Origin of the sequence: Nostoc sp. T09 (genome assembly GCF_002154695.1) — a bacterium.
GTDB lineage: Bacteria > Cyanobacteriota > Cyanobacteriia > Cyanobacteriales > Nostocaceae > Aulosira.
Map to the genome: position 1 here is coordinate 15,454 of NZ_MTAV01000077.1, position 21,805 is coordinate 37,258.

The 21,805-nt window shown below is 42.6% G+C and carries 17 protein-coding genes; 13 read left to right on the plus strand and 4 right to left on the minus strand.

What is annotated here, in order from left to right; translation table 11 throughout:
- Positions 1 to 84 precede the first annotated feature (84 nt).
- Positions 85 to 819 (plus strand): glutathione peroxidase, encoded by a 735-nt coding sequence (locus tag BV372_RS16280; protein ID WP_086687542.1) that lies wholly within the window; start codon positions 85 to 87, stop codon positions 817 to 819.
- A 265-nt stretch (positions 820 to 1,084) separates the two neighbouring features.
- Here BV372_RS16280 and BV372_RS16285 read toward each other — a convergent pair whose 3' ends face one another.
- The 3 genes from BV372_RS16285 to BV372_RS16300 all read right to left on the minus strand — a co-directional run bounded on the left by BV372_RS16285 (position 1,085) and on the right by BV372_RS16300 (position 5,703).
- Positions 1,085 to 2,344 carry a hypothetical protein gene (locus tag BV372_RS16285; RefSeq protein ID WP_086687543.1) on the minus strand — a complete coding sequence of 420 codons (1,260 nt, stop codon included), beginning with the start codon at positions 2,342 to 2,344 and terminating at the stop codon, positions 1,085 to 1,087.
- 255 nt (positions 2,345 to 2,599) lie between these two features.
- Positions 2,600 to 3,997 carry a Rieske 2Fe-2S domain-containing protein gene (locus tag BV372_RS16290; RefSeq protein WP_086687544.1) on the minus strand — a complete coding sequence of 466 codons (1,398 nt, stop codon included), beginning with the start codon at positions 3,995 to 3,997 and terminating at the stop codon, positions 2,600 to 2,602.
- Between the two features lie 452 nt (positions 3,998 to 4,449).
- Positions 4,450 to 5,703, minus strand: a complete 1,254-nt coding sequence (locus BV372_RS16300) for an RNA polymerase sigma factor (protein ID WP_086687545.1) — start codon at positions 5,701 to 5,703, stop codon at positions 4,450 to 4,452.
- Positions 5,704 to 5,886: 183 nt separating this feature from the next.
- Between BV372_RS16300 and BV372_RS16305 the strand changes: the two genes are divergently transcribed.
- From BV372_RS16305 to BV372_RS16325, 5 genes are all read left to right on the plus strand, one after another.
- A complete protein-coding gene (locus BV372_RS16305; RefSeq protein WP_086687546.1) occupies positions 5,887 to 6,243 on the plus strand; it encodes a YciI family protein in 357 nt (118 codons plus the stop codon).
- Between the two features lie 38 nt (positions 6,244 to 6,281).
- Entirely contained in the window at positions 6,282 to 6,728 is a 447-nt protein-coding gene (locus tag BV372_RS16310; RefSeq protein WP_086687547.1) for a nuclear transport factor 2 family protein, read from the plus strand.
- Between the two features lie 40 nt (positions 6,729 to 6,768).
- Positions 6,769 to 7,179: a VOC family protein gene (locus tag BV372_RS16315; RefSeq protein ID WP_086687548.1), complete on the plus strand. Its 411-nt coding sequence runs from the start codon at positions 6,769 to 6,771 to the stop codon at positions 7,177 to 7,179.
- A 95-nt stretch (positions 7,180 to 7,274) separates the two neighbouring features.
- Positions 7,275 to 7,682 (plus strand): VOC family protein, encoded by a 408-nt coding sequence (locus BV372_RS16320; RefSeq protein WP_086687549.1) that lies wholly within the window; start codon positions 7,275 to 7,277, stop codon positions 7,680 to 7,682.
- Between the two features lie 330 nt (positions 7,683 to 8,012).
- Positions 8,013 to 8,501, plus strand: coding sequence for a class I SAM-dependent methyltransferase (locus BV372_RS16325; RefSeq protein WP_086687550.1), 489 nt, complete (start codon positions 8,013 to 8,015; stop codon positions 8,499 to 8,501).
- A gap of 430 nt (positions 8,502 to 8,931) precedes the next feature.
- On the opposite strand, the gene BV372_RS16330 is transcribed toward BV372_RS16325, so the two are convergent.
- On the minus strand, positions 8,932 to 9,438 hold the full coding sequence (locus BV372_RS16330) for a hypothetical protein (protein WP_086687551.1): 507 nt from the start codon (positions 9,436 to 9,438) through the stop codon (positions 8,932 to 8,934).
- 719 nt (positions 9,439 to 10,157) lie between these two features.
- Here BV372_RS16330 and BV372_RS16335 point away from each other — a divergent pair.
- From BV372_RS16335 to BV372_RS16360, 7 genes are all read left to right on the plus strand, one after another.
- Positions 10,158 to 13,280, plus strand: a complete 3,123-nt coding sequence (locus BV372_RS16335) for a tetratricopeptide repeat protein (RefSeq protein ID WP_256973261.1) — start codon at positions 10,158 to 10,160, stop codon at positions 13,278 to 13,280.
- Positions 13,281 to 14,319: 1,039 nt separating this feature from the next.
- Complete coding sequence (locus tag BV372_RS16340) at positions 14,320 to 15,723, plus strand: hypothetical protein (RefSeq protein ID WP_086687552.1); 1,404 nt, start codon at positions 14,320 to 14,322, stop codon at positions 15,721 to 15,723.
- A gap of 4 nt (positions 15,724 to 15,727) precedes the next feature.
- Entirely contained in the window at positions 15,728 to 15,862 is a 135-nt protein-coding gene (locus tag BV372_RS37680; protein WP_256973262.1) for a hypothetical protein, read from the plus strand.
- A gap of 56 nt (positions 15,863 to 15,918) precedes the next feature.
- Entirely contained in the window at positions 15,919 to 17,208 is a 1,290-nt protein-coding gene (locus BV372_RS16345; protein ID WP_086687553.1) for a DUF1822 family protein, read from the plus strand.
- A 248-nt stretch (positions 17,209 to 17,456) separates the two neighbouring features.
- Positions 17,457 to 19,868 (plus strand): CHASE2 domain-containing protein, encoded by a 2,412-nt coding sequence (locus BV372_RS16350; protein WP_086687554.1) that lies wholly within the window; start codon positions 17,457 to 17,459, stop codon positions 19,866 to 19,868.
- Positions 19,861 to 20,592 (plus strand): hypothetical protein, encoded by a 732-nt coding sequence (locus tag BV372_RS16355; RefSeq protein ID WP_086687555.1) that lies wholly within the window; start codon positions 19,861 to 19,863, stop codon positions 20,590 to 20,592. Before BV372_RS16350 ends, BV372_RS16355 begins: the two co-directional genes overlap by 8 nt.
- A 133-nt stretch (positions 20,593 to 20,725) precedes the next feature.
- On the plus strand, positions 20,726 to 21,805 hold a 1,080-nt coding region (locus tag BV372_RS16360; RefSeq protein ID WP_143845155.1), incomplete at its 3' end, for a filamentous hemagglutinin N-terminal domain-containing protein.

Genomic DNA, 21,805 nt, shown 5'->3' on the forward strand with positions numbered 1-21,805 from the left:
GTCTGCAAAACACTGGCAAAAACCTAGAGTCAATATCTTTAGACTTTTGATACTATCAATGGGTTGATTATTTCAGGAGGCTTAATGCTGTCAAATCGCCGAGGACAACGAGTTCCCAATGTCACATTCCGCACTCGCCAGAACAATCAGTGGGTAGATGTGACTACCGATGAACTGTTTGCTGATAAGACAGTGGTTGTCTTCTCCTTACCTGGTGCGTTTACTCCCACTTGTTCTTCCACTCACCTACCTGGTTATAACCAGTTGGCTAATGTCTTTAAAGAAAATGGCGTGGATAGCATTGTCTGTATTTCCGTCAATGATGCCTTTGTCATGAATGAATGGGCCAAAGACCAAGAAGCTAGTAATCTCACCTTAATACCTGATGGTAACGGTGAATTTACTCAAGGCATGGGAATGCTGGTGGATAAATCAGACCTAGGCTTTGGTAAACGCTCATGGCGCTATTCCATGCTGGTAAAGAACGGTGTAATTGATAATATGTTCATTGAGCCGGAAGAGCCAGGAGATCCCTTTAAGGTATCTGATGCTGAGACAATGCTTAGGTATATTAACCCCCAAGCAGTGAAGCCCAAACAGGTTTCCCTATTTGCAAAAGTCGGCTGTCCTTACTGTACTCGTGCCAAAGCATTGCTCAAAGAGCATGGTCTAGATTATGAAGAAATTGTTTTAGGTAAAGATGTAACTACTCATTCTTTGAAAGCAGTTACAGGTGCGACAACAGTTCCCCAAGTATTTATCGATGGACAACTGATTGGTGGTTCTGAGGCATTAGCTGCCTACTTTGGTGAAAACTAGATTGTAGTTAACGATCTAAAAAAGCGTTGCTCCTAACAAAGCAGCGCTTTTTTAGCAATTAGCTATAGATTTCATTGCTTTTATATAGCAATTATATTTGAGTTGTGAAAATAATTTTGAAACGAACCGCCAAGCAGGCCAAGTACGCTAAGGATAAGAGAAAAAATTGAGGGAAGTGCCCTCCAAAATCTTTATCTGGTGAGCACTTCCCAGCTTAAGTATATTTCTAATGGAAAGTTGCTTAAAATTGTCTTTACCTAAAATCTCAACTTATTTTTAAACGGTATTTCTGTTTAATAACTTCCACTTCTTGTCTCAGTCCATTGGCGTGAAGCAAACCAACATAACCTTTGAATTGACAATTTCCAAGTTGATTATAAACAGAAACATGAGGAATTTGAGCTACATTATCTCGCATTCTCAATTTACCACTGCTATCCAAAAATTGAAAATTTTCTTGGAGTTTATCAAAATTACCAAAGTATCTATCCCAATCATTATCCATTTTGGAATCTGGCTTTTGTGCAGAATCTTTACCCTCTATTAAAGTAATAGTCATTCCAGGTACCTTTTTTAAACGCTCAATAACTAAATCTATTATTTTTTCCTCATCACCTAAAATATTATCTACAAGAATTTTTGCTGTCTGAGAACACTTCCAATAATTAACATGAGCATCAGGCGCACCTGATGCTATTGCTGCAACGGAAAATGCTTGGTTGATTCCTGGATTTACGTTACTAGCGGCTTCAATAGCAGGAAATTCAGCTACTCCACGTACAGTTTTTTCTAAGTCATTAGCAACAGTTGATATAAATTTATTTTTAACTGATAAATTACATGAATCACTGATTTTTAAGCTAGAGCTTATAGGATAGGCAATTAAGTCAGAAGAATGAATAATGTTAGTCCATCTAATAGGTTGTTCCTGAAAAATAAGAGCAAACTTATTAACCTGTTCTAGGGTAATATCCAAAATCATATTGAACAAAATGATGGGCGATCCCATCGTAGTAATACTTTTTAAGTTAACTTTCTCAAGAATTAATGAGCGAATTTTATATGCCGCATCACCAGGTTGGAATTTATCAGAAAATAAAATATCCCATAAAATCACAGTTCCCATAGAATGGGCTACAATATGAAAATCTTTTTCTTCAGGGTGATTGACGATAAAATCTTCTAAATGTCCGGCAATTGCTTCTCGGATTTTCGCTCCTCGTTCTAAGTTAAGGTACGTAAAAGCATCTCCTACAAAATCAGAAAGAAATTCTCGTCTTATTTCTTGCCCACGAAATATATCTTGAAGATTAATATTAGGATTTTGTTCTTTCAGTTTTTTTAAATCTTGATCAATAAAATTCCAAATTTTGTCCTTTTTATTTAAAACATCAGCATAAAATCCAGAATGGAAATATGGTAAATCTTTGCCACGCTGCGATAATTCGTCTTTAATGAGATATTTTAAATCTTGGGCAAATTTAACTTTTGATTCGGCAACACCATGAATAAAAAATACTAGCATTGGACATTATTGTAAACAACAACGCTTACAATTTACTTTATTGTTTTCTAAAGCGACAATGTGGAAACAACTTAAATACATAGAAACAAGACCGGAAAGTTTAGAGTAAGCCATATTAAATTAGCCTCCCAAGTATTTTCGATAGACAACTTCTTGGCAGTTCTAAGGCATTAGTAGCCTATTTTGGTGAAAACTAGATTGTAGTTAATGATCTAAAAAAGCGTTGCTTTGTTACGAGCAACGCTTTTTTAGCAATTAGCTATGAATTTCATTGCTTTTATAGACTGTAACTACAGGTAAACCTCTTTTGGGGATACTGCTGATGAAGACTTGCTTAAAATCGTCTAGAAGGGATGCTGATATAAAACTTAAGATTGCCAAGATGATTGCGATCGCTACGATTTTTAGGGAAATACCTATTAATAGGGAACCCAAGCTTAATAGTAGTAATAATCCAGTAACCATCTGAGAAATTGTTCGCACTTGTTCTATCAAAAGCACAGAACTACGACAATTAGGGCACAACTTTGTATGCCTATGCCATCTGTCATATAGTTGTTCAGTATTTAAGTCTTTTGCACTGTCTTTTAGACTATCTGCCCACCTAGGACTTCCACCAGCAAATTCATCTAGCCATTTTCTAAAACTAACAATCCCCACATCGGCAAGTGAAGGCATAAAGTATGCTTTTTGCCATTTTTTATGCAATGAGGACTCAATAATCTCCTGAGAGTGCATTACTGTTAAATCTTGGTCACTCAGCTTGTATGTGGCTAAATGCTGTAACCCAGTTTGGAGATATTTTGGCAATATCTTAACCAAAGATGTCTTGGGAACCGAATCATCATTAGAAATAATCTTGCCAATATACCTACAGGAACCAGGTTGTGTTGGTACAAAATACAACTGAAATATATTACTTTTCCCATTAGGATAATGGTAGACCGTAGTATTGCTACAGGGCGGAGTAAACTTCCGTGTTGCCTCCATATCTTTGTTGAAGAGATTGTAGCCTGTGTGCTTGAGAGTAAAACCTTCTTCAGCAGACATTTCGCCAACAGCTGCAAATTGTTGCATTGGTACTGCTGTTTTTGGGGAAAAAGGCCCAATTCCCTCATGTAAAAATTGGGCATGAGAGGGGTCAAAGCTACTTTCAATTGATACTGTGTAGCCAACAGGAACTTCTGACATCTGCCAGTCAGTGCCAGATATGTTCAATTCACTTTCCGGTAATGTGGCTGGATGCTTTAAAGTACAATCCTCCAAGGCGCTAGCACTATCATCTGGCCATACCCAAAGTAGCCCTTGAAGAATTTGGGTAGGGTAAGTAGTAACATGAGACCTTAAACTATCGCAAGCTGTTTCTTCCGCTTCAGCAGTTAACATAGGAATTTTCGTGCATTTTCCTTCCCCGTTAAAACACCAACCGTGATGTCTACACACGAGGTTTCCCTGTTCATTAATACTGCCCAAAGATAGCTGTGCCAGTTTGTGCGCACAAAAATCATCCATCACTATCCACTTTTGATGTGCATCTTTCCAAATCACCAGCTTTTTGCCAAGAAGTGTGGCAGCATTTGGGCTAGAAGGGTTGAGATAGCTTAATGGACTAATTGGATACCACTGCTTAGTCCATGAAAATTGAGTTTCCATTAGCAAAATTATTTATTAATTCAAAATTTCACACATCTTAAATTTAGCGTAGAGGTTATTTGGAAAGTCAGATTTGAATGGTTATCAAGAGGTAGGGTTGGTGTTGTTAGCTCCCCGATGTTATAGATTCGTCCCATTGCAAGCTCGTCAGTATTTATAAATCCTGTATTCAACCTCATCAGCATTTATAAATCCTGTATTCAACCTCATCAAGAAGATGACCGCTGTTGTTAGTCTGTTGAAATTCTTTAAATACTTTACCACCCAAACTTTCGGCAATTTTGCGACTGGGAATATTTCTTTTGTCTGAGCTACTTGAATAGTATGGATATTGGCATCATCTCTAAGCTAAATGTTAATTGATTAAACAAGTTATACAATTTCTTGCACAAAGTTTGCTAAGGATTAAAAAGTTCCTTCAGTTAGTTCTATCGCAACTCCTATGCTGGATATTAGGTTTGAACTTCGCGTAGCCGACGCTCTAGAAAGCGGCGTTCGCTGTCATTAGTGACCAGCGCGATCGCTCGCACGTAGCTTTTTGCGGCTTCTTGGAAGGCTCCAATGCGGCGCAACAGATCGGCACGCGCAGCGTGAAACAGATGGTAGTCATCAAGTTGGGAGGCAAGCCCATCAATGAGTTTGATCGCTGTTTGAGGACTGTCTACCATTGAGATTGCCACCGCCCGATTCAACGACACAATCGGCGAGGGCTGCAAACGTTCGAGTAAATCGTAGAGGCGGACGATCTGCAACCAGTCCGTTTCTTGTGCCCGTGCTGCCTGACAATGTAGTGCCGCGATCGCCGCTTGCAAGGCAAATGGACTAGTTCCGCCGCGCAGTGCCTCCTCTACCAACGGCAACGCCTCGGCAATCTGCTGTTGGTTCCAGCGACGACGATCCTGATCTTCGAGCAGGACGAGATTGCCAGCCTCATCAAGACGGGCATCGCGCCGCGAGTCGTGCAACAACATGAGCGCAAGTAGCGCAGTTACTTGGGCTGGCGGCTGTGGTGCCATCAACGTCCTCACGAGGTGACCCAGCCGGATGGCTTCTGTACAGAGATCGGCTCTCACCATTGCCTCGCCCCTTGTCGCTGCGTAGCCTTCGTTGAAAATAAGATAGATTACAGTCAGCACTGCATCCATCCGCGCTGACAGTTCGGTTGTGTCTGGCACTCTATAAGGAATACCCGCATCACGAATCTTGCGCTTGGCGCGCACAAGTCTTTGTGCCATTGTCGCCGTGGGCACGAGAAACGCCCGTGCGATCTCATCTGTCTCAAGTCCGCCTAGCATCCGCAGCGTCAGAGCAACTTGAGACTCGATTGCCAGCGCTGGGTGGCAGCAAGTGAAGATCAGTCGAAGTTGATCGTCTGGAATTTCATCGGTGTCGTAGGTTGGCTCCTCGCTGGTTGGGATTAACCCAGATGCAGCATACCATGAGAGTTTTTCCTTCAGCCGCGTCCGGCGGCGGAGGCGATCGATGGCTTTGTATCGAGCTGTTTTGATAATCCACGCACGGGGGAGGTCGGGAATGCCCGTGGACTGCCACTGATTTAGGGCGACACCAAAGGCTTCCTGTGTCGCCTCTTCAGCCACATCGAAATCCCCAACCAGCCGGATGAGCGTGGCGACAATCCGACCCCACTCAGCACGATAAATGGAAGCGATCGCTTGGGTTACATCTGATTGTGGGTTTAAGGTCATAGCTGACAAGAAAAATTTTTGGCGAGGTGTCGATTTGAGCGATTGCCGTTCGACTTACTCACACAGGGAAACAACACGGGTAAAGCTCGATTGTATCTAATGATAAAAAATTTTCTGGTGAGGTGTCGATTTGAGCGATCGCCGTTCGACTGAATTACAAAGGGAAACAAAGGAGGCAACCCAATGAAATATGTGCTGCTGATTTACCTGGAGGAAAATGCCCTGAGCGAAACCGAGCGAGAAGACTGTTATATGAAATCCGCGCAGCTTGCACAGCAACTCAACTCCAATGGGCAGTATCTAGCTACCGCTCCGCTCCACCCTGTCGCAACGGCAACTAGCATCCGGGTGCGCGATGGCAAACCGCTTGTAACCGACGGGCCATTTGCAGAAACACGAGAACAATTGGGCGGATTCTTTCTCATCGATGCCCAAGATCTCGATGCCGCGATCGCGATCGCGTCCCAGATTCCAGCAGCACAAGTCGGCACTGTCGAAATTCGCCCCGTAATTGAAGTTGCAGGTTTGCCAGAGCATTAGGGCCTGCGCTCAATCTTAAATCAAAAGGAGATACTTAAATGACAGCTAAAAGCACGATAACAAGCAACGAAGCTCAGATTCGCCAACTGATTGCCGATCAACAAGAGGCAATTTGCGCTAAGGATGTTGATCGGATCATGTCCCACTATGCCACCGAGGTCATCATCTTTGATATAAAACCCCCATTCCAAACAAATGGGAAAGAGGCTTTACGTCAAGTGTGGTCAGAGTGTTTGCCTTACTTCCCAGACTCCTTTGAGATAGAAACAAGAGACCTCAACATCATAGCCAATGACGACTTGGCGGTTGCCCATTGGCTCTCGCACTTTACAGGAATGGAAGTAGACCATCCAGCAATGCAGACTTGGATGCGGATCACTGCTGTCTGCCAACGCAATCAAGGCGAATGGCAGATCCTACATGAACATATCTCGGTTCCATTTGATCCACATACCTCTCAAGCCGTATTCACGCTCAACCCATAATTCAATTTACTCAATCATGAACCAATCAAAACAGCACATCATGAAAATCAATTCTTATCTCAATTTCAACGGCAACTGTGAAGCGGCGTTCAAATTCTATGAACAATGTTTGGGCGGCAAAATCGTCATGATGCTTACTCATGGGGATGCCCCCACAGCAGAACATATACCAGCCCAATGGCATGACAAAATCATGCACGTCTGTCTAGATTTGGGCGATCAATTATTGATGGGGTCTGACAGTCCACCAGGATACTTTGAAACACCCCAAGGCTTCTACGTGCAGTTGAGCATTGACGAGCCAGCGGAGGCAGAACGCATCTTTCATGCCCTAGCAGAAAACGGAAAAGTGAAGATGGCGCTCGATCAAACCTTTTGGTCTGTCCGCTTTGGTATGTTGCTCGATCAATTCGGCATTCCGTGGATGGTCAACTGCCAGAAGACCGCTTGACTTGCCGGGAGGTGCTTTTGGGCATCTCCCCTAGAATCAAACCTCAGCGCTTTTTGGCTGACCCTTAACTGTAGAATAATTCACAAGAAGAATCCATGAGTACTCAAATTTTCGTTAATCTGCCAGTTAAAAACCTCAATCAATCGATCCAGTTTTTTACTCAACTCGGCTTTCAATTTAATTCTCAATTCACTGACGAAACTGCCACTTGCATGATTGTGTCCGAAAATATTTTCGTCATGCTCTTAACGTATGAGAAGTTTCAGACTTTTACTCCTAAAGAAATTTGTGATGCCACCAAAAGTACAGAAGTGCTTGTGTGTTTGTCCTGTGATAGCCGAGAAAAAGTCGATGAAATGGTTCGCCAGGCAGTCGCCGCTGGTGGAACAACTTACAGTGAACCACAAGATCACGGTTTTATGTATGCACATGGATTTGCTGACTTAGATAGCCACATTTGGGAACTTATCTATATGGAGCCAAGCGCAATCAACCAAGGTTAGAAATGCGCCTTGGAGCATTCCCCGTAGAGGTTGCTGCTTACTCTTTTAGCTCAAGAGGATACCGCCGCATCATCTCCCCAACTTCGACCCCATCCCCCGAAGGTATATATACAAATCCCTGTGACATTACGATGCTTGCGGCAACCCCTAGTTACCTTTACCCAATACTTTTTAGGAGATTTGCAGCAAATAAATTACTAGTTAAGCAGGTCGAATAAGGATGTCCCATTAAGGCAAAAGTGCCCTATCAAATCACTGGTTCACCTTACCGCTAGGACATCCTGCGTTTAAGCATAACGAGAAAGCTAATATAAATAGAAAAGGTAACTAATGATGACTCAACGAGAATTTCCCAACTGGGAAGCGCTCTATCAAGAACAAGCTGTTGAAACCATGCCCTGGTTTAACCCTAGCTTAGATCCAGATGTCGAAGAAGCCCTCCTCAACCTTGAATTAAGCAATGGTTCAGTGCTGGATTTAGGAACAGGGCCCGGAACCCAAGCGATCGCGCTAGCCGAACGAGGATTCCAAGTGATGGCGACAGACTTGTCAGAGGCTGCCATTCGTCAGGCAGCAGCAAAAGCAAACCAGAAAGGATTAGAAATTTCGTTTCGGCAAGATGATATTCTTAACAGTCGTCTGGAACAATCTTTTGACTTAATTCTCGACAGAGGATGCTTCCACGTTCTGCCACCTCAAAGCTATGGTACTTACGTGCAAACAGCCGCGAACCTGTTAAAGCCAAAGCGCTATCTGTTGTTGAAATGCTTCTCTCAAGAGGAAACAAGCAATACTTCGGACAAAATTAGGCAGCAATAACGCCCGCAGGCTGGAAGCCTTGTCATTACCCAGATATTTTCAATCTCCCGCTTCGTTGTTATCCCGCTTTGGAATCAATTCCAAAGCTAATAGCTCAAGTCTACTGAAGTAGACTCAGCGATGTAATATCCTGAATAATTAGTGCGTTTTAACGTACTTTAGCTATTAGCCCGCAATTTATTGCAGGGCGGGATGTCGGTAGACGCGATACTTTGACTGTTACAAAAATGTGGGTAATGACAAGAACTGGAAGCCTGGGGCTATCGCTACAAAGCCTGCCTTTGCAGCTAAGAAATTCTAGCCTGCGAAGGCAGGCTTTGTTCAATTAGTCGCACCCGGAGGTGACGGCGAGATTGCGGGATAAGCGATACTGCTCACCAGATCAAGGTTTTGGTGGGCGATGCCCACCCTACATATACTGAAATTGATATTACTTTATTGCTTGTAAATCAACATCTGAGCATCTTCCTGCGCTGTCGCAATTGATAACTAGTAATGAACCGTCAGGTAAAAGAGATATTAAAAAATTATCGGGAGAATAGGTGCGAACGGGTTTTTTGGTATCGTAATCAGTAGGATTATAGCCAACTAAAATTAATCCTTTAGATGAAGATTTTAGATACATAGTTTGCAAGATAACCCTAGTTCTTCGTAAGTTAGGGTCGTAAAATGTGGTTCCCATTCCACCTTTATACCCATCCATAATTAAAACACTTTCATACACAACTCCATCAATACTGTAGGTTAACTTCCAGCTTCCATAAAGAGGAGAATTTGCTTCTGAGTATTGAGCGATAGTATAGGCAGATGATTGAGAAATAGTTGTTTTACTTTCAGTTAAATTATTTGTAGATGTTTTAGCACTTGCTGGATTTACACCAAACAATCCCATTCCGAGTAACAAAATCCCAATTGTAGCGGCTTTTTTACTATTCATATATCATCTTATCCTTTGGTTGACCCTTCACTTAACACATATTTCTCAGCATCTAAAACTTATGCAAAAAGATGAACCACAAATTCTAAATACCTAAACAAAAATATTTACACTCATTGCAAGCGTAAAGCCTTCTCTACGAGAGGCTGCGCGTAGCTTGCTTTCCCGTAGGGGTACGGCATAGCTACTCTTCGAGAACGCCTTCGGCGAACGCTTAACGCTGAAAGCCACTTCGTGTTGGGAGCATCCCAAATGTGTAAAAACATAATTTGTCATTGCGTTGGCGGAACGTCTTCCCGCAGGGTACGTAACGTAGTGAAGCGAAGCAATCGCAGTATGAGTAGTTTGCGATTGCTAGTCTTCGGAAAGCCGCTAGCCTGCGGCAACGCTCCGCGTAGCTTGCTTCTCCGAAGGAGTACGTGTCTACATTTCGCTTCGCAACCTTCGCAATCGATAAATTTGGTAACAAAACACGAAAACTGCATAAGTCCTCGTCTCTCAGAAATAAATATCAGGGAAGTGAGGAAAAACACCCATGAGTAAACAATCTCTCAAAATTTTGTTGCGAAAACTGAAACCAGCCTCAGCCAATTTTCATGCAAGCTTTAAACTAAATCCCATCTAGCTCAGTATATATTCTGAAAATCATTCAATAATTTATCGCTGCACGCTGCATTGATGCGGTACGAATTTCGCTGTGCATAATTAGCAACTTAAATATGAACAATAAAATGATAAAAAGCGATTTCTTCACATATCTCAAACCCAAGTTTAAACTTTACACTTTAATCGGCTTGCTGAGTGTGGTTTTATTATCCGAGTCAGTGGGGGCAAAAGCCACACTTAAACAGACGCAGATTGCACAGCAGCCAACCACAACACAGCAAGATGCAAACCGCGCTGCCGCACAAAAAGCCTTTTATGAGGGGATGGCGCTGTACAAACAAGGTACAGCAGAATCACTGCGACAGGCGATAGAAAAATGGCAACAAGCGCTGGTGTTGTGGCAGAGAGTAGGGGATAAAACAGAAGAAGCCAGAACTTTAGTATGGCTTGGCTATGTTTACAATGCTTTAGGGGAAAAGCACAAGGCATTGGAATATTACAACAATGCACTCCCACTATATCGGGCGGTGGGCGACAGGGATGGAGAATCTACTACCCTCAATAATATCGGCGCAGTCTACAAGGCATTAGGGGAAAAACAGAAGGCATTGAAATATTACAACAATGCACTTCCACTAATTCGGGCGCTGGGCGACAGAAATGGAGAAGCTACTACCCTCAATAATATCGGGCTAGTTTACTCCGATTTAGGGGAAAAGCAGAAGGCTTTGGAATATTACAACAATGCACTCCCACTAATTCGGGCGGTGGGCGACAGTGATACGGAAGCTACTACCTTGAATAATATCGGCGTAGTTTACTCCGATTTAGGGGAAAAGCAGAAGGCTTTGGGATATTATAATAATGCACTCCGACTGTATCAGGCGCTGGGCAACAGGGGTGGGGAAGCTAGAACTCTGAATAATATCGGCGCAGTTTACTCCGATTTAGGGGAAAAGCAGAAGGCTTTGGAATATTATAATAATGCACTCCCACAGTGGCGTGCAGTGGGCGACAGAGGTGGGGAAGCTTACACTCTGGTTAATATCGGGCTAGTTTACTCCGATTTAGGGGAAAAGCAGAAATCACTGGAATATTACAACAATGCACTCCCACTCTTGCGGGCGATGGGCGACAGGGGTGGGGAAGCTACTACCCTCAATAATATCGGTGCTGTCTACAACGATTTAGGGGAAAAGCAGAAATCACTGGAATATTACAACAATGCACTCCCACTCTTGAGGGCGATAGGCGACAGAGGTGGGGAAGCTACTACCCTCAATAATATCGGGCTAGTTTACTCCGCATTAGAGGAAAAACAGAAATCACTGGAATATTACAACCATGCACTGCCACTAATTCGGGGGGTGGGTGACAGGAGTGGGGAAGCTAGAACCCTGAATAATATCGGCGCAGTTTACGACGATTTAGGAGAAAAGCAGAAAGCTTTGGAATATTACAACAATGCACTCCCACTGTGGCGTGCGGTGGGCGATAAGGGAGGGGAAGCTACTACCCTCTACAACATCGCCTTTCTAGAACGCAGTCGCGGTAATTTGCAAGCATCTCGCACCAACGTAGAAGCCGCTATTAAAATTATCGAACAATTACGCACTAAAATTGACAGCAAAGAACTCCGCACTTCTTACTTCGCTACAAAGCAGAGTTATTACAAATTCTACATCGACTTGCTGATGGAACTGCACAAAAAAGAACCGTCCCTTGGATACGCTGCATTAGCCTTGCACTACAGCGAACGCTCCCGCGCTAGAAGTCTCATAGAGTTGTTAAATGAAGCTAATGCCAAAATTATTAAAGGTGCAAACCCAGAACTAATACAACAAGAACGCAGGTTACTACAGCAAATAGATGCCAAAGATACACTGCGGCGCAATTTAGAAACCTCAGCAAATAACAAAGATCCGAAAACTCAAGAATCTCTTCAAAAACTCACTACAGAAATCAGCAATCTTCTGGCTCAATACCAGGATGTGCAAACAAAAATTCGTGCTACTAACCCCGAATATGCGAAATTGACAAATCCAGATCCAGACAAAGATATTCTCAAATTACCGCAAATCCAGCAACAACTTGATAAAGACACGCTGCTGTTGCAGTATTCCTTGGGAGAAGAACGCAGCTTTTTGTGGGCTGTCACTCCCACATCAATGCAAGTTTACACACTCCCCCCACGCAAAGAAATAGAAAAAGTCGCCACACAATTCCATTCAAGTTTGCAGCAACCAACTGGGAGTGACTTAGCCATTGCCAACGCACAACAACTTAGTAAACTCATCCTTGCACCCGTCGCTGATAAATTAGCCCAAAAGCGTTTGGTAATTGTGGCTGATGGTGGACTGCAAACTATTCCCTTTGCAGCGTTGGCTGACGTAACTGCAAATCAATATCAACCACTGATGGTAAACCATGAAATCGTCAATTTACCTTCAGCCTCAACCATCGCATTTCAACGCCAACAACTCGCTAAGCGTCAACCCGCACCCAAAGCCCTCGCCATCCTTGCCGATCCAGTATTCAATGCCACAGATTGCCGAGAAGCTGACAAACCCCAACCTATTGCCGATAATCTGGATATTCCGGCTCAATTAGAACAATCTTCCCTGAATCGTTCTGCCAACAACCTCAAACGCAATGGTTGGAACAGGCTACCATACACAGCAGACGAAGCCAAAGCAATTTTACAATTTATACCATCGGCAAACAGACTGCAAGCCTTCGGTTTTGATGCCAATTATAATTGGGCAACTAGCGGCGCTTTAAATCAATACCGGATTCTCCATTTTGCCACTCACGGAATCGCTGACCCCAAGGAACCGGAGTTATCCGGCATTATACTGTCTAGATATGATAAAAAAGGCAACTTAATCTACGGTAAATTGAGTTTGGGAGATTTGTTTAACCAAGACTACCCCGCAGAGTTAATTGTCTTAAGTGCTTGCAAAACTGGACTAGGTAAAGACGTTAACGGTGAGGGATTAGTCGGCTTAACACGGGGATTGATGTATGCAGGCGCAGCACGGGTAGCGGTGTCGCTGTGGGAAGTTAACGATCAAGGTACATCAATATTAATGCAGGAATTTTATCAGCAGATGTTGCAGCAAGGTAAAACCCCGGCTGAGGCGTTGCGTGCAGCCCAAAGAAAGTTATGGAAAGGCTCAGATTGGCGCAGTCCTTATTACTGGGCAGCTTTTACTGTGCAGGGGGAATGGCGGTAGCGCCTCGACTCCGCTCGGCGACCAGAAGCAGGTACGCGCTCACTGAGCGTACCCCTACGGGGAAGCAAGCTACGCGTAGCGTCTCCCAGAGAAGTCGAAGTGAGCGAAGTCGCGGTGATGAGATAAGTTTTTGGTTTTACGAGATTAATTACAAAATCACTAAACAGAACTAGTGCCGTATCCTCAGCAATAATATACCCTAATGGCTACGGGCAATTTGCTTGTATCGCGTAACAATGCGATCGCATCAGTCTGCAATTGAATTACATCGCCCTGTTATGCCATTGCATCGGTTTGTTATGCCATTACATCGCCCTGTATGCCATTGCATCGCCTTGTTATGCCATTGCATCGACTGGTTAAATTTAAATTGCTAGTTATTCCGCCCAGGAGTTGGGTAATTTATCGAATCAAGGTTACAGATACGCCAATATTTAGATGTGTCTAAATGCGATCGCTTGTGAACGCGGGTAAATTTGAACTCAGGGTAAGGCAGGCGCGATCGCTCTTGAGTTTTTACTTTACAAGATTGGCGATGTCTACGACAAGCTGCTCTGCATCTACGCACTACAAACAAATTGGCATAAATGAACTAATGTTGCATAAGTTCCCCCTCGCCAGTTGGTAGTGGCGTGTCTAGGCTAAAGTTGTGTATTAGATTTCTAATTGATAGGGCGCTAAAGCGCAACTACGAACATTTTTTATTGCAACATTGTTCTGCGATCGCACTTTATTTAGCTGCAAATTCTATTCATCAGGGTTTATATATCATGTAGCGTCATTGCGACCGTAGGGTACTCCCAAGGAGAACTCGCAGAGTAGCAATCCCAAACCCAGCGATTGCGTCGTTTCACTCGCAATGACATAATTAATCCCAAAAATTTTGCATAAGTTTCCCCTCGCCAGAAATATAAGGAATTGAAGTTAATACAGAGTCGAGGTGATTCTCCTTCCCTGCTGCTTTTCGTTAAACAAATTGCTTTTGCTTAAAGGAGGTGAAAGAATTAAAAATGATTAGCTGAAATTCAGTAAAAATACCGTGGTAGCAGCAAAATTCTGGGAATTGGTCAAGCTAGACTCTACGAGCAAGCGCCGGGTGGAAATGATACTTGCAGCTAAAAATTATTTTGAAACACAATTTACAGATCGAGTTGAGCTTTCTGATACTGCGATCACTCGCCACCTTTGGCAACAAATACAACTAGCTGAAGCAGTCAACACTGAAGAAACAAACCTAGCTGAAATTTGTCTGCGGTGCTACATATCTTCCCAAATCTATCAAGTTTGCCTTGATTTGGCGATCAGGTTTGGCAATCGTCACGGTTTTGAGTGTGAGGATTTATTGCCGTTTGTCTTGGATGACCAAGTAATTTTGGAAACCTCAACCAAAGCAAAAGCAAGTACATCTTCTTATCAATCTTTAGCGACGAAAGTCTTAAAAACATTTGATCCAGCTAAAGGTTCGCTGAATACATGGGTAAGTCGCTATGTTAAACAAAACCCAGAAATCAAGCGGTTTTTACTCCAGCATGGTGTTTTTTTGGTTAGCGATTGGGCACTGTTGAACGATACAAATCCCAAAGAATTACAACGAATTCTCACAGATATGTATCATTTAACACCAGGAGAAATTGAGCAAGTCTGCCAATTGTTGGTAAGTTATCACGCAGTTTACCGCGAAGACCGCTTGCAACAAAGGCTAGCTGGGGTAACGCAACCCTGCCAATTCCCCACATCGGAACAGTTAACTCGCATTGTTAATGACTTGCAAAGCCGAACTAATCGCACAATCAGCAAGGAAGTAGTGTTAAGTCAACTGCAAGCAACTGCAAGCAAACTCAGACAATACCGCATTGCAGCTCAAGGAGGCTATGTTTCCTCATTTCCTTACGATCGGCCAGAGATTCAACCCATTGTAGAGCGATCGCAACTTACCCAAGTTGACGATGAAACAACTGAATTTATACGGTTATATCAAAAGGAATTTCTAGAATCTTTAGATAAAGCTATTTCTAAAGTTGTGGAAACTTTTCTAGATAAGTTGCAACGCAAACGTAGTAATCAAGAAATTGCTCAATCATTTGTCACTGCGTTACATCTTTTTCATTGCCTAGGTCAACCAATGAGTCAAATTGCCCCGCAAATTGGGATGCAAAAACAATATGAGGTAACGCGGTTTTTAAAGCTCAATGAATTGCGTGCTGATATTAGACAAAATTTATTGTTGAATTTACGCGATCGCGTTTTAGATATTGCTCAACAATTCACAGATTTTGAACGCTTGCAACGTTTAGATCAACAGTTGAAATTGATTTTAGAGGAACAGATTTCTAACATCATCCAAGAAGCCGAATCTGAAGCGAAAAATCCAGTACGTAATCAGCCTTTATGTAGCCTTTTAGCTCGTCGTTTATGCCGTTATTTAGAAGGCAGAAGGCAGTAGGCAGATGAGCCACTGCGTTGGACGGGTTTCCCGGCTTAAAGCAAGTGGCGTGGCAGAAGATAAGAGAGATAAGGTTTGTGCTTGGAGTTGTGAATTACTTTTTTTAACGAACCGCAAAGGACGCGAAGTAAGAGAATGAGAAGACAAGGAGGACAAGGAAGAAATAACAAATGACAAATGACAAATAACTAATTTATGATTAACCAACCTACATCAAATTTAAATTTCAACGATTATCTTGATTGGCATTCGCTGAATGATACTCAAACGGAATTATTACCAGAACATTTACAACTAGCTGTACGTCTAGCTGAATCAATTTATCTGTCACAGCAACGCTGGCAAGTTTACCTTTGTGCGTTGGGAACTTTAGGATTTGAGCAATGGCTTAAGGAACGCGCACCTGATTTACAAATACACAGTGATTCTGCTTCAATTTGGCAACCAGCAACCGCCAATTTGTTAGCAGCAGCTTGTAATATTCAGGTTGGTGCTTTTAAAATTTGTGTCATCACTGCAAGCGTTTTAACTGACCAACATAGCATTCCTCATGCAGTTTTTCATATCCCTGATTTTGCTGCTCATTTCTATGTGCTGATGCAGGTTGAGGAGGAAGAACAGCAGGTTGCTATATCGGGGTTTATGAACTACGAGCAATACCTTAGTTATCAAGAAGCGGCAAGGTTGCAAGTAGAGCAAGATTGGACATATACCTTACCCCAAACCTGTTTTAATTCTGATGCTAACGCATTACTATTAAGTCTACGCTGTTTAAATTCAAATGCAATTGAGCTACCTGCAATTCCATCAATAGGAACTAATACAGTTGCGGCGTTAAAGCAAAAGCTATCGAGAATAAAACCTCAACTGCAAAAACAGCATCCTTGGGAATTACTCACAGTTAACGAAGGCATAACATTATTAAGTAACTCAGATTTAATTAATTGGGTTTACAACGTTGTAACTCCCTCCCTTGTACAACCCCTAATTAATGTTGGTCTTTGGTTAAACAATAAAATCGATATAGTTGCTCAAGAATTGGGTTGGATGCTGATGCCGTTACCAGCATTATCAGAATTGCGTTCCTTACAAGACAATTTTGACCAAATTCGCGCCAGTTTAGAACAAAAAGGAGTTTATATTCCCTCATCAGCGCGGGGTGCTTACCGTGATTTAGATAGTGAACAAGGTAGTTTGCGAATGTATGCAATCACTTGGAAACTAACAGAAACACCAGATAATCCTGAATGGACATTGCTAATTGCCTTAAGTCCTCAACCACAAGCACAAATGACAAATACCCTAACATTAGAGGTGCGTGATGAAACAAAACAATTATTCGAGCAATCTCTATCAGATACCAGTCAAGGCATACTCTATGCTCAAGTTATTGGCAATTGGAACGAACGATTTTGGGTAACCATAACTGCTGATGATGTTGTATTTGAAATTCCGCCTTTTGGTTTGGAGTTAGATAATGCTTGAACAATAAGTTTAATTAAAAAATAACGAATCACAGATAAGTAGGTCAACTTTAAAAAACTTAAAATAGAGTTTTTGCGATTACTACCCTTCGGGAAGCCGCTACGCGTCTACGCTCCACTGCGTTACGTACCCTACGGGAAGGCGTTCCGCCAACGTAATGACATCTCATGTTTAATTAGATTGAGCTACTTAAATCTACTTTTCTCTCCTCTGTGGCTCTACGTGAGATAAAAATTAATAACTTTAATATGAAAAATAACAACTATATTTTTAATTTAAAAGTTCAAAAAATTGAGCAATTTTGTTTATTTGAACTGGCTTGGGGAGAAGGTCAAAGATTAACCACACAAATTAACTATCCCCCTGCTCTAACTCAACTATATAAAGACTGGCAACGAGCATATCTCAACTTTTATCGCTCCGACCAAATGCGCGGACGCACTGTTGACGGTGGTGTAGCTAGACTCACCATCGACTGGCACGCGGAACTTGTGAAAGCAGAAGCTAAATTGATGTATGAGTTTCATCGCTGGTTACGCAGTGCGGAATTATATGAAATTCGTGCCCAAATTGCTCAAGCAAGTCAGCAACTTATTAAAGAAAAGACCGAAACTAACGAAGCAGTACAAATATTTCTCACCTGTGCGCCTTTAGAATTAGCTCGTTTCCCTTGGGAAGCCTGGGAATTAGGTAATGAATTTGCAACCAATCATGCAATTCAATTTATTCGCACACCTTTAAATATTTCCACACAAGCGCAAGAAAAACGTCAAGGACGACCCCGCATTTTAGCAATTTTGGGTGATGATACTGGGTTGAATTTTAAAGCCGAAAAAGAGTCACTAAAATCATTGTTGCGGATTGCTGATGTAGAGTTTGTTGGTTGGCAACCACAACACACAGCAGCGGAAGTAATTCAAGAAATCACTGATGCGATCGCCGATGACCGTGGTTGGGACGTATTATTTTTTGCTGGACACAGTAATGAAACAGACCTGACAGGCGGTGAATTGGGGATTGCGCCTGGTGTGTCGATTTCGATTAGCGAAATTGCACCACAACTCAGCGCCGCGAACAAACGTGGACTTCAGGTAGCAATTTTCAATTCATGCAGTGGCTTAAGTATTGCTGATGCGTTGATTGACTTAGGTTTTGGCCAAGTGGTGGTGATGCGTGAACCCATTCATAACAGCGTCGCCCAAGGATTTATGGTGCGATTTTTACAAGGGCTAGCAAAGCATCTTGATGTATACGAGTCTTTAACAGAAGCGCGGCAATTTCTGCGGATGGATAAAAGCCACACTTATCCTTCATCTTACTTAGTGCCTTCTCTGTTCTGCCATCCGGGAGCCTCACTCTACCGTATTTCGCAGTTTCGATGGAAACAACACCTGCGTCAAAGTATACCAAATCGCTTAGAGGCGATCGCTCTCGCAGTGAGTCTCAGTCTCGGCGTGCTTGTCCCGTTCCAAGAACTACTTTTAGAGACACGATTACTTACTCAGTCAGTTTACCGCAACACGACAGGCCAAATCTCATCGGAGGAAGCGCCCCCAGTCGCTTTAGTCCAAATCGATACAGAGTCGATTTACCGTGCCGGACTCCCAAATACACAACTTTTGCCAATGAACCGCAGTTACATCGCCAAGTTGATAGATAGTACGAGAAAGTTAAATGCTTCCGTTGTCGGCTTAGATTTTATATTTGATACACCACAAAAAGATCCCCCATCGGCAGATCGAGATTTAGGTGCAGCAGTACGTCAAGCAGTAGATGCAAATATGTGGTTAATGTTTGCGGCTGTTTTGGAAGAAAACAGAGAAGTAGGCGCAAATGAAGCACTAAGGATTAATGACTGGGATTGGACATTGCAAGGATACATCGATGCTTACCCAAATTTTCTGGAAGTCCCAGATGTTAAACAAGATTGTCGTAAAACTTGCCCGTTTCCATATTTGCTGTCTCTCGTACAGTTAGCCAAGCAAGAAGTCGAGGCGTTACCGCAACCCCAAACGAACCGACAGCAAAATCTACGGGCTGAACTCCTAAATGTAATTCAGCAGCATCAAAAACCGGGTAACTTATCTGCATTATCGCAATGGCGATCGCCTTTTGGTTTACAGCCCATCTTAGATTACTCAATTCCCCCCGAGCAAGTTTATACCACCATTCCCGCTTGGCAATTAATTGAAAATCCCAATATCAACAAATTCCCTTTACTTTCCAAACAGGTAGTTTTGATCGCAGTTGGTAGTGATGAACGCTTGGGGATTGCTCACGGTACACCCGATCGCTCTCCAGCCCCAACCGCCGTCAGTTATTGGACACAGCAAGAGTGGCTGACAGGTGGTGAAACTTTAGCATACATGATTCACCATTTCCTCAACCGTCGCTTGGTAATTCCTATCCCCGATATTTGGATGATTGGGGTGGCAATTATTCTCGCTAAAATCACTGTCTTGATTGTTAGAATTCAGCCGCGTTTAAGCCTCAGTCGTCGTCGACAAATTATGGCAGGTGCAGTGGGTGCAGTTATTCTTTACGGTCTTGCAGGATTGCAACTATATATATCTGCCGCGATTTTACTTCCTTGGTTTTTACCCTCGTCAGTTTTCTTAGCCTACGTTTTACCAGCTACAAGGAGAAATAATCATGCATAAATTATTTAGCTTTGCACTCATTCCCTTAGCGATCGCATCTGGTGGGATCGCTAACGAACAACACATTCCTCAATCTGGATACATCATTGCTCAACAATCCACAGATTGGATTGCCACAATTTTTCAGCGTCGTCCCAAAAAACGAAATGGGGCTAGGGGGGGAACAATCTGTCCTATTGCACCTGGCTTAGTTGAAACATACATTGTTTGGAGCGATCGCCCTTTATTTTTATGGCACAGTTCAGGAACCAATCAAGCCGCGCAATTAGTGGTTCGTGAGTACGACAGCCAAAAAGTAGTATGGCAACAACCTGTAAATATCGCAGATCAAAAAGTTTTCTACAATGCTCAAGAATCTTTAGAACCTGGCAAACTCTATCAATGGCAATTATCAGGAAGCCCTGAGAGTACTCCTTGGACAACATTTAAAATCATGCCTGCAAGCGATCGCCAAAAAATTCAAGCAGACTTGCAAACATTAGAGCAACAACTCAAAGCCACCAAAGCCTCTTCAGAAGAAATTGCGCTCAAAAAAGCCGAATACTTTCTCAATTACGAAATCAAACACACAACTGAATCTGGTACTTTTCACCCTTGGGCTGATGCTTTCCAGGTGCTTTACCAAGTTGACAACCCCTCATCATCCTTCATTGCTCAACGCACAAAATTTGTAACAGATGTGTGTACCCAACCACCATCATCTACAACATCGCAAATCAAATAAAGCATATAGTCATAAATTTTGTAGTAAAAACTTTAGTCATTCATGTTTAAGTACAAAAGTGCTTACTACAAGATTTGATGATTTTTCTACCTAAAGCTCAAATGTTCATAATATTTCTTAAACTCAACTTTTTATGCTCAATAAATACGGAATCGATCATGCGATCGCTAGCATTCTTTTCTTCTGCCTGCTCGCCCCAGCCCAAGCTCAAATCAACCCCGACAACACCTTAGGTGCAGAAAGTTCTCGCCTCACACCCAACGTTTTAATTAATGGTGTAAATGCCGACCAAATTGACGGTGGCGCTTTACGCGGCAGCAATCTGTTTCATAGTTTTACTCAGTTTAATATTAATGATGGGCAAAGAGTGTATTTTGGCAACCCTGCCGGAGTGCAAAATATTTTAACGCGGGTCACAGGTGAGCAAGCATCAAATATTTTGGGCACATTGGGAGTTAATGGTACTGCCAATTTGTTTCTCATCAATCCCAACGGCATTTTATTTGGCAAGAATGCCAGTTTAGATGTGCGCGGTTCCTTTGTTGGGACTACCGCCAATGCTGTGCAATTTGGTAATCAAGGAATTTTTAGCGCTACAAATCCCCAAGCAGCACCCTTATTAACTATTAATCCTTCAGCGTTGCTGTTTAATCAAATTAATCAAAATGCAGCGATTCAAAATAATTCAATTGCACTAGCAGGACAAGACCTGGAGGGTTTTGATGCAATTGGGTTAAGAGTTCCAGATGGAAAGAGTTTGCTGCTAGTGGGTGGTAATGTCAGCATGGATGGTGGGCAATTAAATGCTTTTGGTGGGCACATAGAGTTAGGAGGATTGGCGGAAGCTGGAAATGTAAATCTTCTCTGGAATGGGGATAATTTGAGCTTAGGTTTTCCTGAGAATGTAACTCGTGCAGATGTATCCCTTACTAATCAAGCACGTGTATCTGTAACTGGTGCTGGTGGCGGTAATATTGCAGTCAATGCCCGAAATTTAGAAATTTTGGAAGAAAGTGTACTTTCTGCTGGTATTGCACAAGGTTTGGGGACACCTGAAACTGTTGCAGGGAATATTACGCTCAATGCGATAGGAGAAATGGTTATCGGTTCTGGGAGTGAAATTGGCAATGTAGTGTACTGGGGAGCAAAAGGCAATGGAGGTAATATTAGCATTGATTCTGGTAATTTCTTATTACAAGAGGGCGCTTATCTT

Coding starts and splice junctions, on each gene's coding strand:
- BV372_RS16280 (WP_086687542.1), top strand. CDS start 85: ATGCTGTCAAATCGCCGAGGACAACGAGTTCCCAATGTCACATTCCGC.
- BV372_RS16285 (WP_086687543.1), bottom strand. CDS start 2,344: ATGCTAGTATTTTTTATTCATGGTGTTGCCGAATCAAAAGTTAAATTT.
- BV372_RS16290 (WP_086687544.1), bottom strand. CDS start 3,997: ATGGAAACTCAATTTTCATGGACTAAGCAGTGGTATCCAATTAGTCCA.
- BV372_RS16300 (WP_086687545.1), bottom strand. CDS start 5,703: ATGACCTTAAACCCACAATCAGATGTAACCCAAGCGATCGCTTCCATT.
- BV372_RS16305 (WP_086687546.1), top strand. CDS start 5,887: ATGAAATATGTGCTGCTGATTTACCTGGAGGAAAATGCCCTGAGCGAA.
- BV372_RS16310 (WP_086687547.1), top strand. CDS start 6,282: ATGACAGCTAAAAGCACGATAACAAGCAACGAAGCTCAGATTCGCCAA.
- BV372_RS16315 (WP_086687548.1), top strand. CDS start 6,769: ATGAAAATCAATTCTTATCTCAATTTCAACGGCAACTGTGAAGCGGCG.
- BV372_RS16320 (WP_086687549.1), top strand. CDS start 7,275: ATGAGTACTCAAATTTTCGTTAATCTGCCAGTTAAAAACCTCAATCAA.
- BV372_RS16325 (WP_086687550.1), top strand. CDS start 8,013: ATGATGACTCAACGAGAATTTCCCAACTGGGAAGCGCTCTATCAAGAA.
- BV372_RS16330 (WP_086687551.1), bottom strand. CDS start 9,438: ATGAATAGTAAAAAAGCCGCTACAATTGGGATTTTGTTACTCGGAATG.
- BV372_RS16335 (WP_256973261.1), top strand. CDS start 10,158: ATGAACAATAAAATGATAAAAAGCGATTTCTTCACATATCTCAAACCC.
- BV372_RS37680 (WP_256973262.1), top strand. CDS start 15,728: ATGAGCCACTGCGTTGGACGGGTTTCCCGGCTTAAAGCAAGTGGCGTG.
- BV372_RS16345 (WP_086687553.1), top strand. CDS start 15,919: ATGATTAACCAACCTACATCAAATTTAAATTTCAACGATTATCTTGAT.
- BV372_RS16350 (WP_086687554.1), top strand. CDS start 17,457: ATGAAAAATAACAACTATATTTTTAATTTAAAAGTTCAAAAAATTGAG.
- BV372_RS16355 (WP_086687555.1), top strand. CDS start 19,861: ATGCATAAATTATTTAGCTTTGCACTCATTCCCTTAGCGATCGCATCT.